The organism is Actinomycetospora endophytica, assembly GCF_021026375.1.
Taxonomy (GTDB): Bacteria; Actinomycetota; Actinomycetes; order Mycobacteriales; family Pseudonocardiaceae; genus Actinomycetospora; species Actinomycetospora endophytica.
On sequence record NZ_JAJNDB010000011.1, the window covers coordinates 84,750 to 98,462 of the forward strand.

Genomic DNA, 13,713 nt, shown 5'->3' on the forward strand with positions numbered 1-13,713 from the left:
GGGTGGTCAACAGCCGTGGCGTGTGGCAGGAACAAGAACTGTGGGTGACGAGCCGTGGCTGGGCGTAGGCGTGCGTGACGCGCTCGGGCTCGTCGTCGGACCCGACCAGGAGGCTGAGCCGCTCTGCGCGATGGTCGGTCTGGCCCTGCGTCGCAACCCGAGGCGGGCTCACCTGCCCGTGTCGCTGGTGCTGGGCAAGCTCGTCCCCGTCGAGCCGGACCGGGTCCGTGCGGTGGCCGACCGCCTCGCTCGACGGGTGCGGGACCGTCTCGACTCCTCGTCGAGCGCGTCGAGCAGCCCCGTCGTCGTCGGGTACGCCGAGAACGCCACGGGGCTGTGCCATCTCGTCGCGGACGCGCTGGACGCCGACTACGTGGTGCACACGACGCGCCGGACCGTGGCCGGCGCCGCGGTTCTCGCGACCTTCGACGAGGTGCACAGCCACGCCCCGCACCACTTCCTCGTCCCCGACGACCCCGGTCGCTGGACTCCCGATCGGCCGTTGGTCCTGGTCGACGACGAGCTCTCGACGGGGCGCACCGTGGCGGCCACGGTGCGCTCGCTGCATCACCGACTGCCCCGTCACCGCTATGTCGTGGCGACGCTGGCCGATCTCCGCGATCAGGACGACACCGAGATTCCCCGTGTTGCCCGCGAACTGGGGGTGTGCATCGACGTCGTCGCCCTCACGCGGGCGACGCTGACCTCGCCGGCGGCCGTCCTCGAGCGGGCCGCCCGTGAGCTCGCGGACGGGCCCGACGCGGTTGCCCGGCCGAGCGGCGGTCGTCGGCACGGGGATGTCACCAGCGTCCGGCTACGTCTCGGCGACGCGGCGGAGAGTGCGAGACACGGCCTCGATCGCGCCGGACGGGCCCTCGTGGACCGCGCCGTCCCGTCCGCGGCGACGGCGTTGTGCGAAGCCCTGCCACCAGAGCCGGGACGGGTGTTGGTGCTGGGCTGCGAAGAGCTCCACTATCTCCCGGTCCGGCTCGGCGAAGCCCTTGCGGCCCGTGGCCTGGACGTCCGGGTGGGCGCCACGAGCCGCTCCCCGGTGGTTGCCCGGGACCTGCCCGGCTATCCCGTGCGTTCGGGGCTGGGCTTCGCCGCACACGACACCGCGACCGGCGCGGCGGCGGAGCGGTTCGTCTACAACCTCGGGGCGCCCGGCGCGGGGTTCTACGACACCGTGGTGCTGATCATCGACTCGGCCGCGGACACCGCGAGCCTCCGCGATGCCGACGGGCTCCTGGCCCGGCTGAGCACCGTCGCCGGACGGACGCTCGTGGCCGTCGCGCCCTGCCGCGAACCCAGACCGGTACGCGCCGCACACCCGGACGCGGCCGGTGCGCCGGTGCGCCGCGGCCCGGAATTCGGCAGCTTCGCGCCCGACGAGGTGGGCTGGTTGCTCAGTGACGTCTCCCAGCACCCACTGGAGACCCCGACCGCGGCGCGGGAGGCGGCCCTCGGCCGGGGAGCCATCCACTACTCGGACAGCCTTCCCGAGGAACGACCGCCGAGTCCGGACTACGCCGAGCTGGTCGAACGGACCCTCGAACGGACGGCGGCCGCGACCGCGGCAGCGGTGGGTCTGCTCGCCGACCGGCTGCTCGCCCGTCACGACGGGGCGCCGGTCCTGGTGTCGCTGGCGCGGGCGGGCACCCCCGTCGGGGCGCTGGTCCGCCGCTGGGCCCGCACCGTGCGCGGCGTGGTCCTGCCGCACTACGCCATCAGCGTCGTGCGCGGGCGCGGACTGGACCGGGCGGCGCTCGAGGCGTTGACCGCAGCGCACGACCCCGCCTCGTTGGCTTTCGTGGACGGGTGGACCGGATCGGGCGGGATCCTCCGCGAGGTGAGCGCGGACCTCGTGCGCCATGCGCTCCGGACCGATCGGGCGCTCGACCCGACCGTGGCCGTCCTGGCCGACCCCGCCCACGTCACACCGCTGCACGGGACCCGGGAGGACCTCCTCGTGCCGCACGCATGCCTGAACGCCACGGTCTCCGGTCTGGTGTCCCGCACCGTCGCCCGCGCCGACCTGATCGCGCCGGGCGCCTACCACGGGGCGAAGTTCTACGCCGAGCTCAGCGGGACCGACCGCACCGCCCGGTTCCTCGACGCGGTCAGCGCGTGGTTCCCGGGGGACCCGACGGCCCCGGGCGAGGGCCCCGTCGGCGACGAACGGGGCGTCCGCTACCTCGCCGCGTTCGCGCGCTCCTTCGGGCTCGACGGAGAGCAGCGGGTGCGGGCCGGGTGCGGCGAGACCCTCCGGGCGTTGCTGCGACGTGACCCCGCCGCGGTCTACCTGGCTCCCGACGCCGGTGGCGAGCTGGACCCGGTCCGACAGCTGTGCGTGGAACGCGACGTCCCGGTCCGGACCCTGCCCGGCCGGCTCGCCGGAATCCCGTCGCCGTACCGCTGCCTCGCTGTCCTCCGTCCTCCCACCTCGCGGCGCACCCACAGGGCATCGGCGCCCGGACCGCGATGACGACGCTCGTCGCCACCGACCTGGACCGCACCGTGGTGCACTCCGCCCGCGTCGCCGGCCCTGCCCGGCCGCGCGAACTCGTCTGTCTCGAGCGCCGTGGCTCTGTGGCGACGGCGTCGTTGCTCCGCTCGACCGCGGCGACCCTGGGCGAACTCGCCCGCCGGGTCGTCTGGGTTCCCGCCACCACCCGATCCGTCGCGGAGTACCGGCGGCTGGACCTGGCCGGGCGGCTCGGGCTCGTCCCGCGCCATGCCGTGTGCGCGAACGGCGGGGTGCTGCTCGTCGACGGCGTCCGCGACCCGGCGTGGGCAGCTCGGATCGAGGTCCTGCTCGCCGGGGTGGCCCCGCCGGTCGAGATCGCCGACCTGGTCACCCGGCACCTCGACCGCCTCTCCTCGGACACCGACGTCCCGCCGCGCGTCGTCGACGGAGTCCTGGTCGTCGCTCGTGCCCGACCGGCCGTCGGCCTCGACGAGCTGAGCGCGGAGTGCGCCGCGCGCGGGTGGCGGACCGTCGTGCACGGCGACAAGGTGCACCTCCTGCCCGCGGCCCTGGGCAAGTGCGCCGCGGTGGAGGAGGTCCGACGCCGGGTCGGGGCGACCCACCTGCTCGCCGCGGGCGACTCTCCCCTCGACGCGGAGATGCTGGCCGCGGCGGACGCCGGCATCCATCCGTCCGACGGGCGCCTGTACGCGGACGGATGGGCGGCGGACCACGTCGTCACGACCACCGGCACCGGGGTGCGGGCGGGACACGAGATCGTCCGCTGGCTGCTCGCGCGGGCGGTGCGCTGAGCACCCGGGCCGATCCTGGGCACGGCGGGCCCGGGATCAGAAGGTGGCGATCGGGTTGACGGGGCTGCCGGACGTGCCGGCGAAGCGGATCGGTGCGACGGCGAGGTGGAAGTCCCACTGGCCGAGCTCGTCGGCCGTCGTCGCGCACTCCTCGAGGTCGCAGTTGTCGAGCAGCCACAGACCCATCGCGACGAGGCCCACGGCATGGACCGGCATGAGCACGTCGCCGTATCCCGACGGCTGGACGTCCTGCGGGGTGTCGGCGCCGATCAGGGCGACCTCGCGTTCGTGCAACCACGGCAGGCAGGACGCGTGCCAGCCGGCCTGGGCGAGACCGATCGGCTCACCGGTCTCGTGCCGGGCGCGCCCGTATCCGGTCCGGAGCAGGACCGCGTCGCCGGGCCGGACGACGACGCCCTGGCGGCGCTCGGCCTCCTCGAGGTCGTCGGGGAGGACACCCTCGCCCGGCTCCAACCAGGGCACGCCGCGGACCTTCGCGATGTCCAGCAGCACGCCGCGACTGACGATCCCGTGCGCGGCGGCCGTGACCGCGGCCCACGCCGTGCCGGCGTCGGCCTCGACCAACGAGTGCGAGCGCCCGTTGTACATCGTGCCGTCCCAGAAGAGGTGGGACGGCGCGTCGACGTGGGTGATCGTGTTGCCGTGGAACGTGATGCCGAGCCGTTCGGACGAGAAGCCCCAGCGCCGGTCGTCGTGGAAGCGCCCCGGCATGTTCTCGGCACCGGGCATGTCGGCGGCGCACGGGCACGCCGTCGTCGACCGCTCCATGTCGCGCGGAACGGCGACCTCCCATGCACACGACACGTTCCGGCCGTGGCGGACGGCGCGGGCGGCCGCCAGCCGGACGTCGTCGGTGATGTGGTTCAGGGTGCCGAGCTCGTCGTCGTCACCCCAGCGTCCCCAGTTGGACAGCGTGTCGAAGTACCCGAGCACGTCGTCCTGGGTGGTCATCGGCCGACACTAGATCCTCGGACGCGTACAGGGTTCTCGTCACGGCCGGGAGACAGCAAGATGCTTCGGGGCACGACGCAGTGAGGAGACCGATGACGGGATCAGGGTCGATCACCGGGCGCGGGATGACGATGAGCGACATGCTCGCCCGCAGCGCACGACGCGGGCCGGAGGACACCGCGTTCGTCGATGCCCGCTCGCGACGGACCTACCGGGAGGTCGACGAGCGGGTGACCCGGCTGGGCAACGTCCTGTCGGCCCGCGGTGTCGAGGCGGGTGACCGGGTGGCGGTGCTGGGGCGCAACAGCACCGACGTCGTGGAAGCCTGGCTCGCCGCGCTGCGGGTCGGCGCCATCGCGGTGCCGGTGAACTTCCGGATGGTCGCCGACGAGATCGCCTACGTCCTCGCCGACAGCGGTGCCACCGTCGTGCTCCGCGACGAGGAGTTCACCGACGTCGTCGACGAGGCCCGTCGCGCCGCCCCCGGGGCGGCCGTCGTCATGACCCTGGGTGATGACGACGTCGAGGCGTCCGGGGTGTACCGCGAGCAGCCGGTGAGCGACGACGCGGCGGCGTTCATCATGTACACCTCGGGGACGACCGGGTTCCCCAAGGGAGCGGTGCTGTCCCATCGCAACCTCTACCTGCACGCCTTCAGTTCGATGGCGACGCTGGGGCTCGAGGGCGACGACCGCGTGTGGATGTCCGCGGCGCCGCTGTTCCACATCGCCGGGCTGTCGGGGATGCTGCCGGCGTTGATCACCGGCGGCACCGTCGTGATCCCGCCGTCGGGGAGCTTCGACCCGACGGCGACCGTGCGGACCCTCGTCGAGGAGGGCGTCACCTCGTGCTTCATGGTGCCGGCGCAGTGGCAGGCGATCTGCGCCGTGCCCGATCTCGCCGGGCAGGACCTGTCCCGGTTGCGCCGGATCTCGTGGGGTGCGGCCCCGGCCTCCACCACGCTCCTGAAGACGATGATCGCCGCGTTCCCGCAGGCCGAGGTCTGCACGGCCTTCGGGCAGACCGAGTGCAGCCCGGTGACCACCTACCTGCGCGGCGAGGACTCGATCCGCAAGATCGGCTCGATCGGGACCCCGATGATCGGGGTCGAGGTCCGCGTCGTCGACGAGGAGATGAACGACGTCCCGCGCGGAACGGTCGGCGAGATCGTCTATCGCAGTCCCATGGTGATGACCGAGTACTGGAACAAGCCCGAGGAGACCGCCGAGGCGTTCCGCGGCGGGTGGTTCCACTCGGGCGACCTGGTCCGTGAGGACGACGACGGGTACCTGTACGTGGTCGACCGGGTGAAGGACATGATCATCTCGGGTGGCGAGAACATCTACTGCGCCGAGGTCGAGAACGTGCTGTCCGGGCACCCCAAGATCGTCGAGGTGGCGCTGATCGGTGTGCCCGACGACCGGTGGGGCGAGACCCCGCTGGCGGTCGTCGTCGCGCGGGACCCGGATGACGCGCCGACCGACGCCGAGGTCGAGGCCTTCGCGCGCGAGCACCTGGCGGCCTACAAGCGCCCTCGGCACGTGCGGCACGTGGACGCGCTGCCGCGGAATCCCGGTGGCAAGGTCGTCAAGAAGACGCTGCGGGAGCAGTTCGCCCAGGCCGCCGATCAACATCGGTGACCGGCGCCCGCCGACGGTCGTCGGGGTCCCGTACTGGCGCAGCGACGGACCGTCCACGACGAGCCACGCCGCCACCTGCCCGGACCGACCCCACGAGCCAGTCCGCGACCCGGAGCCCGTCATGTCCCGGCCGTCCGCGGCATCTGTGTCCACGCACGGATCGCGTTGACGAGCTCGGCCGAGTCGGTCGGGTCGGTGAGCGATCGGCCGGTCGACGTCTCGATCCTGCGGAGGCGGTAGCGGACGGTGTTGGGGTGGCAGAACATGACCTTGCCCGTCTCCTGGGCCGAGCCGCCGGAGTCGATCCACGCCTCCAAGGTCTGCAACAGCGTGTTCCGGTCGTCGGCGGGGAGCTCGAGGAGCTCGCCGAGGACCTCCTGCGCGGCGCCGAGCGCGGCCTGGGGCGCGGCGGCCAGCAGGACGTTGAGCGGCCGTTCGTGGAACTGCTCCACGCCCTGGCTCCCCTGGCAGCCCTCCAGGGCGAGCCGGGCGAGACTCAGGGCCCAGGCGGCCTGACGCAGCTCCATGAACACCGGGCTGACTCCGCCGGACCCGGAGGCGTTCCGGCGGAGGATCGTGAGCGCGGACTCCGCGCGGGACCGGTCGCCGAGGGCGACGATCCCGAGGCAGCTCTCGGCCTCGAGGCGCCACACCGAGCTCATCTCCGCGACGGAGAGGGCCTGTTCGATCCTCGGCATCGGGTCGTGACCCAACCGGGCACGGGCCACCACGACGAGGAACGCCCCGACGAGGGGTAGCTGCAGCGCCTGGGCGACCTCCCAGAGCATTCCCGGGGTGGACTGTCCTGCGAGCACCGCCTCGACGAGGACGGCGCGCTCGCGTTCCTGGGTCCGGGCGAGGAGGCGGGCTTCGTCGCGGTAGGCGGCGATGCCGGCGTCGCAGTAGGCGTTCTGCAGTTCGAAGACGGTGTGCGCGAGGTCGACCAGCACGGCGTCGGGGACGTCGGCGCACTCCCGCGCGACCGCCAGCATCCGCGACCAGATCTCCGCGAACCCGACGCGGTAGGCGCTGAGCACGTCCACGAGGGGGGTGCCCTGTGCCGCGCGGGCGCGGCCGGTGGTCCGCACGGCGCGCAGGTCGGCGTCCGTGCCCGTCCCGGACAGACCGGCGACGATGAAGTCGACATTGTTCGTGACCGAGGCGCGCAGGTCCTCGGCCGGGACGACATCGTCGCGGCCGTAGACCGGGATCTCGTCGTGGATCCGGTCGATCACGGATGCCAGCAGATCGGGCATCCGTCCTCGGACGCCCTCGACCACCCGCGCGACGGCGGCCTCGCTGCCCGTCGGTGCCGCCTGTCCCATCGCGACACCTTAGGAGGCACGGGTCGCGCCGCGGCGACATCTCCGAGGATCTGCTTGTTCCCGGTGACACCGTGCTTGGTCCCATGACCAATGACGTGGGACGTGACATGCGACATCGTCTCGGCCGACGGGGAGAGGTGGCACACGATGAACCTGGCAGCACATCTGGTCGACCAGGCGCGCGACCGAGGCGGGGCGGCTGCTCTGCTGGTCGGCGACGAGACGATCACGTACGACGAGTTGTCCGAACGAGCTGCGGCGGTGGCTGCGCGGTTGCGCGCCCACGGGCTCGCGCCCGGCGACCGGGTGGGCCTCGTGTCCGCCAACGTGCCGGCGTTCCCGGTCGCGTTCTACGGCGCGTTGATGGCCGGATGCGCGGTGGTGCCGATGAATCCGCTGCTCACCGGTCGGGAGATCGACTACTACCTGGAGGACTCCTCCGCGCGGGCGGTCGTGGCCGCCGAGAGTGTCGCGGGAGCGGCCCGCGAGACCGCCGGGGCCCGCGACCTGCCGGTGGTCGAGCTCGCCGACTCCGGGCAGCTCGACGACTCCGGACAGCCCGCGGAGGAAGGTCCGTCGGTCGCCGAGCGCACCGACGACGATCTCGCGGTCGTGCTGTACACCTCCGGCACCACGGGGCAGCCGAAGGGCGCGATGCTCACGCACGCGAACCTGACCAGCAACGCCCGCACGGCGGCCGAGACCCTGATCCGGGCCACCCCCGATGACGTGATCATGGGGTGCCTGCCGCTGTTCCACGTGTTCGGCCTGACCTGCGGCCTGAACGCGGCCGTGCTCTCCGGGGCCTCGCTGGCGCTGCTCCCGCGGTTCGATGCCGGGCGCGCGCTCCAGACGATCTCGTGGCACCGCGTGACGGTCTTCGAGGGCGTGCCGACGATGTACTCGGCGATGATGGGCGTCCCGGACGCCGGGTCCCACGACACCTCCAGCCTGCGCACCTGCCTCTCCGGCGGCGCGGCGATGCCGGGCGAGGTCCTGCGCGGCTTCGAGGAGACGTTCGGGTGCGCGATCCTCGAGGGCTACGGGCTGTCGGAGACGTCCCCGATCGTCTCGTTCAACCAGCCGGACCAGGAGCGCAGGGTCGGCTCGATCGGGACACCTGTCCGCGGGGTCGAGGTCCGGGTGGTCGGCGAGGACGGTGCCGATGTCGCCCCGGGGGAGGTGGGGGAGATCGCGGTCCGGGGCGAGTGCCTCATGGCCGGCTATCTCGACCGGCCCGAGGCCACGGCGGAGTCGATCCCGGACGGGTGGTTCCGCACCGGTGACCTCGCCCGCGCCGATGACGACGGCTACCTGTTCATCGTCGACCGCAAGAAGCAGCTGATCATCCGCGGTGGGTACAACGTCTACCCGCGCGAGATCGAGGAGGTGCTCTACGAGCACCCGGCCATCGCCGAGGCGGCCGTCATCGGGCTGAAGCACCCGTCGCTGGGCGAGGAGGTCGGGGCGGCGGTCGCGATCGCCCCGGACGCGGAGTTCGATCCCGACGCGATCCGGGCGTTCTGCAAGGAACGGGTGGCCCCGTACAAGTACCCGCGCCACATCTGGCAGGTGGACGAGCTGCCCAAGGGCCCGACGGGCAAGATCCAGCACCGCGACGTCGTCGTTCCCGACGACGTGGTGGTCGGCTGATGGCCGACCACGACGACGACGTCGAGGCGGGAGCCCCCCTCGACCTCCTGCTCGCCGAAGCCACGCGGGGCGGATGGCGCTCGATGCTGCCGCGGGCCTCGACGGTGCGGTTCGCGGCGGCCCTGGCCCGTCGACCGGAGACGGTCGTGCGACGTGGTCGCGGCCTCGTCGCCGAGCTCGGCCGGATCGTCGTCGGGACCTCGACGACCGAGCCCGAGGCGCGCGATCGACGGTTCTCGGACGACGCGTGGAGCGGCAACCCGGTGCTGCGACGGGCGATGCAGACCCATCTCGCCGTCGGGCACGCCGCCGAGGCACTGGTCGAGGACGTCGAGCTCCCCGAGGCCGACGCGCAGCGCGTGTCGCTGTCGGTGTCCAACGCCGTCGACGCGCTCGCGCCGAGCAACAACCCGCTGCTCAACCCGCGGGCGCTCAAGGCGGTGATCGACACCGGTGGCGCCAACATGGTCACGGGCGTCCGGAACCTCGTCCGGGACGTCGCCACCGCGCCCAGGGTGCCGCGCATGGTGGAACCGGACGCCTTCGACGTCGGGCGGGACCTGGCCGCGAGCCCGGGCGTGGTCGTCCTGCGGACACCGGTGTTCGAGCTGATCCGCTACGTCCCCACGACCGACGAGGTGCGGGAGGCTCCGCTCGTGGTCGTTCCCCCGACGATCAACAAGTACTACGTGGTGGACCTCGCCCCGGGACGCAGCCTGGTCGAGTACCTGGTCGGGGAGGGCCACCAGGTCTTCATGATCTCCTGGCGGAACCCGGACGTCCGGCACGCCTCGTGGGGCTTCGACACCTACGGCGCGGCGATCGTCGAGGCCCTGGACGCCGCGCGGGAGGCCGCCGGTTCGACGCGGACGTCGATGCTGGGCCTGTGCTCCGGGGGCATCCTGAGCGCGATGGTCCTCGCCCATCTGGCCGCCGTGGGGGAGCAGGACCGGATCGCGGCCGCGGCCTTCTCGGTGGCGGTGCTCGACCATGCCGACGGCGGGCTTCCCGGTGCGCTCCTGACCCCCGCCGCCGCGGAAGCCGCGATCCGCGCATCGGCGGTCCACGGCTACCTCGACGGCAGGTCTCTCGCCGAGGTGTTCGCCTGGCTGCGGCCGAACGACCTCATCTGGAACTACTGGGTCGAGAACTACCTGCTGGGGCGTTCGCCGAAGCCGTTCGACGTGCTGTTCTGGAACGCCGACACGACCCGGATGCCGGCCGGTCTGCATCGCGACTTCATCCGTCTCGCCCAGCGCAACGCGCTCGTCGAGGGGGGAGCCGACATGCTCGGCACCCCGGTGGACCTGTCCGTGGTCGGCGTGGACGCCTACGTCACCGCCGGATCCACCGACCACCTGTGCCCGTGGCAGGGGTGTTACGCGACGAGCCGCCTGCTGGGCGGCAAGGTCAGGTTCGTGCTGTCGTCGGGCGGGCACATCGCCTCGATCGTCAACCCGCCCGGGAACACCCGCACGCACTTCCGCGTCGGGGACCACACGCCGGGCGACCCCGAGGGGTGGTCGGCCGCCGCCGAACGCGTGGAGGGCTCGTGGTGGCCGGACCTCAGCGCCTGGCTCGGCGAGCGCAGCGGGGCCGAGGTCCCCGCCCCCGACGTCCGGGACGGCGTGGCGCACCCGGTGCTCGGTGAGGCGCCCGGCAGCTACGTCCGCGCCACGTGAACCCGTCAGCCGGACAGGACCCGGGCTCCGGATTCGACACGGATGATCAGACGTCGGTACATGGCCGCTTCGGGTACCGGTTCGCGCTCACCCGCCGCCCGGGCGAACCCGGGCGGCCGCCGCTGCTGCTGTGCTCCGGGATCGGGTCGCCGCACGCGTTGTTCGACCCCCTGGTCGCCGAGCTCGCCCCGGACCGGCCGCTCGTCCGATTCGACCCTCCGGGGGTCGGTGCCTCCCCGCCGAGCCGGTGGCCGTACCGGTACGGCGTGCTCGCGCGGCTCCTCGCGGATGCGCTGCGCGAGCTCGGGCACGAGCGGTTCGACGTCCTCGGCATCTCCTGGGGCGGCGGGCTCGCCCAACAGCTCGCCTTCCAGTACCCGGGTCGATGCCGCCGGGTGGTGCTCGTCGCGACCGGGACCGGGACCCTCATGGTGCCCGCGCGACCTCGGGTCCTGGGCCGGATGCTCACCCCGCGCCGGCACCGGGACCCCGGCTACGCCGTCCGGTTCGCCGGCGAGCTCTACGGCGGCAGGGCCCGGGTGGACCCGGAGGCCGCGATGTCGGCGCTGCATCGTGCGCCCGTCCCCACCACCGCGAAGGGGTACCTGCACCAGCTCGCGGCGATCGCCGGCTGGAGCAGCCTCCCGTTCCTGCCGCTGATACGGCAACCGACCCTGGTCCTGGCGGGAGACGACGACCCGATCATCCCGCCCGCCAACTCGGCGATCCTCGGAGCACTGCTGCCGCGAGCCGTGGTGCACCGTTACAGCGGGGGGCACCTGCACCTGCTCACCGATCCCGAGGACCTCGCGCCCGTCATCGACGCCTTCCTCGGGTCCGAGTCCGCCATCGAGAAAGACCCGCGGGAACGACCGTGTCGACCCTGCTGAGTGCGTTCAGGCGTCGGCCTTGGCCTTCCGACGCCACTGCGTGAGAGCGCGCTCGGTGTAGCCGTTCGGCTCGGTGCCGCCCGTGAAGACCAGCTCGAGGGCGGCCTGGAACGACGCGCTGCCCTTCAGGTCGGGTGCCATCGGCGGGTATCCGTCCTGGCCCTCGTTCTGCTCGTCGACGAGCGCGGCCATGCGCGCGAACGTGTCCCGCACCGTGTCGGCGTCGACGACGCCGTGCTCGAGCCAGTTCGCGATGAGCTGGCTGGAGATCCGCAGCGTCGCGCGGTCCTCCATCAGCCCGACCCCGTCGAGGTCTGGCACCGTCGAGCAGCCGATGCCCATCCCGACCCAGCGCACGACGTAGCCCAGGATCGACTGGGCGTTGGTCTCGAGCTCCCGGCGCACGTCGTCGTCGGACAGGGTGCCCGGGTCGGAGAGCGGGAGCTCCAGCAGGCGGCGGCGGTCGGCGGTGTCCCGCTTCGAGAGCTCCTCCTGGACGGCGTGCACGTCGGTGCGCAGGTAGTGCAGCGCGTGCAGCGTCGCCGCCGTGGGCGAGGGCACCCAGGCGGTGTTCGCGCCGGCCTTCGGGTGCCCGATCTTCTGCTCGAGCATCTCGGCCATCGCGGCGGGCTTGGCCCACATCCCCTTGCCGACCTGTGCGTGGTGCTCGAAGCCGGCCGCCAGCGCGACGTCGACGTTGCGGTCCTCGTAGGTCTGCAGCCAGACCGTCGATTTCATGTCGCCCTTGCGCAGCACCGGGCCGGCGGCGAAGCAGGTGTGGATCTCGTCGCCGGTGCGGTCGAGGAACCCGGTGTTGACGAAGATGACGCGGTTCGCGGCCGCGCCGATGCAGGCCGACAGGTTCACCGTCGTCCGCTTCTCCTCGTCCATGATGCCGATCTTCAGCGTGTTGGCCTCGAGGCCGAGGGCCTCCTCGACCGCCGCGAACAGCTCCACGGTCAGCGCGACCTCTGCCGGCCCGTGCTGCTTGGGCTTGACGACGTAGACGCTCCCGGCGCGGGAGTTCGTGTGCGGACCGAGCCCGCGCAGGTCGTACAGACCTGCGACGGCGCACACGAGCGCATCGAGCACGCCCTCGTTGGTCTCGGCGCCGTCCGCGGTGAGCACCGCGTTCGTCGTCATGTGGTGGCCGCAGGTGCGGACCAGCATCATCGAGCGGCCCGGCAGCGTCAGCGGCGTGCCGTCGGCAGCGGTGTACTCGCGGTCCGGGTTCACCCGCCGGGTGACGGTCTCGCCGCCCTTCGAGAACTCCGAGATCAGATCGCCGGTCATCAGCCCGAGCCACGTGCGGTAGGCGAGGGCCTTGTCCTCGCCGTCGACCGTCGCGACCGAGTCCTCGAGGTCGACGATCGTGGTCACCGCCGACTCGAGCACGATGTCGCTGACGTCCGCGTGGTGCTGCCGGCCCACCTGGGTGGACGGGTCGAGCACCAGGTCGAGGTGCAGGCCGTTCCGCACGAGCAGGACGTGGCCCTTGCCGTCGGCGTCCGGGGCGGTGAACCCGGCGAACGACGACGGGTCGGCGAGGCCGACCGGGCCGTCCGGCATGTCGGCCGCCAGCCCGTCGGTCGACGGGTCGTAGGCGGTGACGTCGGCGTGGCTGCCGCGTTCGAGCGGGAAGAGCTCGTCGAGCAGCTCGTCGGCGGCCGCGATGACCTGGGCGCCGCGCTGCTCGTCGTAGCCCTTCGCGAGCTCGTGGTCCTGGGGGAGTGCGTCCGTGCCGTAGAACGCGTCGAACAGCGAGCCCCAGCGTGCGTTCGCGGCGTTGAGCGAGAAGCGTGCGTTCGTGGACGGCACCACCAGCTGCGGGCCGGGGACCTCGGCGATCTCCGGGTCGACCCGGTCGACGTCGATCGTCGGGACGTTCGACGGTTCCGGCGCCAGGTAGCCGAGGTCGGTGAGCAGCTTCTCGTAGTCGTCACGGGAGCCCGCGCCGTGCCCCTGGTGCCAGGCGTCGATCTCGGCCTGGAGGTCGTCGCGCTCGGCCAGCGCCGTCGCGATCCGGGGCGCGAACCGCTCCTGGAGGCGGGCCAGGATCGACCAGAACTCCGGGCCGGAGAGCTCGACCTGCGCGAGCAGCTCGTCCTCGACGAACGCCCGCAGGTGCTCGTCGACCTGCAGTCCGGACCGCTCGGACACCTCGGACACTGACCAACCGCCTCTCTCGCCTGCTGGACCCACCGGTGGCAACCCTAAGTCGATCGCGCGGGTCGGCGCACTCGCGAGCGCACGCTGCCTGGTGACCACGGCG

9 protein-coding genes are annotated in these 13,713 nt (G+C 72.7%); 6 read left to right on the top strand and 3 right to left on the bottom strand.

Annotated features, from left to right (window positions below):
* Positions 1-40 precede the first annotated feature (40 nt).
* Both LQ327_RS32925 and LQ327_RS32930 read left to right on the top strand, forming a co-directional pair.
* Positions 41-2,485 carry a phosphoribosyltransferase domain-containing protein gene (locus LQ327_RS32925; RefSeq protein ID WP_230740892.1) on the top strand — a complete coding sequence of 815 codons (2,445 nt, stop codon included), beginning with the start codon at positions 41-43 and terminating at the stop codon, positions 2,483-2,485.
* Positions 2,482-3,279, top strand: coding sequence for an HAD family hydrolase (locus tag LQ327_RS32930; RefSeq protein WP_230740894.1), 798 nt, complete (start codon positions 2,482-2,484; stop codon positions 3,277-3,279). Before LQ327_RS32925 ends, LQ327_RS32930 begins: the two co-directional genes overlap by 4 nt.
* 36 nt (positions 3,280-3,315) lie before the next feature.
* On the opposite strand, the gene LQ327_RS32935 is transcribed toward LQ327_RS32930, so the two are convergent.
* Positions 3,316-4,251, bottom strand: a complete 936-nt coding sequence (locus LQ327_RS32935; protein WP_230740896.1) for a cyclase family protein — start codon at positions 4,249-4,251, stop codon at positions 3,316-3,318.
* A 92-nt stretch (positions 4,252-4,343) separates the two neighbouring features.
* On the opposite strand from LQ327_RS32935, the gene LQ327_RS32940 reads away from it, so the two are divergent.
* Positions 4,344-5,891, top strand: a complete 1,548-nt coding sequence (locus LQ327_RS32940; protein ID WP_230740898.1) for a long-chain-fatty-acid--CoA ligase — start codon at positions 4,344-4,346, stop codon at positions 5,889-5,891.
* 119 nt (positions 5,892-6,010) lie between these two features.
* Here the strand turns inward: LQ327_RS32940 and LQ327_RS32945 are convergent, their stop codons facing one another.
* Positions 6,011-7,216 (bottom strand): PucR family transcriptional regulator, encoded by a 1,206-nt coding sequence (locus LQ327_RS32945; protein ID WP_230740900.1) that lies wholly within the window; start codon positions 7,214-7,216, stop codon positions 6,011-6,013.
* Positions 7,217-7,363: 147 nt separating this feature from the next.
* On the opposite strand from LQ327_RS32945, the gene LQ327_RS32950 reads away from it, so the two are divergent.
* The 3 genes from LQ327_RS32950 to LQ327_RS32960 are packed head-to-tail and all read left to right on the top strand — an operon-like array spanning position 7,364 to position 11,441.
* The gene (locus tag LQ327_RS32950; protein WP_230740902.1) at positions 7,364-8,869 is read left to right on the top strand and encodes a long-chain-fatty-acid--CoA ligase; all 1,506 of its coding nucleotides are present in this window, start codon (positions 7,364-7,366) and stop codon (positions 8,867-8,869) included.
* The gene (locus LQ327_RS32955) at positions 8,869-10,551 is read left to right on the top strand and encodes a PHA/PHB synthase family protein (protein ID WP_230740904.1); all 1,683 of its coding nucleotides are present in this window, start codon (positions 8,869-8,871) and stop codon (positions 10,549-10,551) included. Before LQ327_RS32950 ends, LQ327_RS32955 begins: the two co-directional genes overlap by 1 nt.
* A complete protein-coding gene (locus LQ327_RS32960) occupies positions 10,548-11,441 on the top strand; it encodes an alpha/beta fold hydrolase (RefSeq protein ID WP_230740906.1) in 894 nt (297 codons plus the stop codon). The genes LQ327_RS32955 and LQ327_RS32960 overlap by 4 nt, the downstream gene beginning before the upstream one ends.
* Before the next feature lie 6 nt (positions 11,442-11,447).
* On the opposite strand, the gene LQ327_RS32965 is transcribed toward LQ327_RS32960, so the two are convergent.
* Entirely contained in the window at positions 11,448-13,610 is a 2,163-nt protein-coding gene (locus LQ327_RS32965; protein WP_230740908.1) for a malate synthase G, read from the bottom strand.
* Positions 13,611-13,713 lie beyond the last annotated feature (103 nt).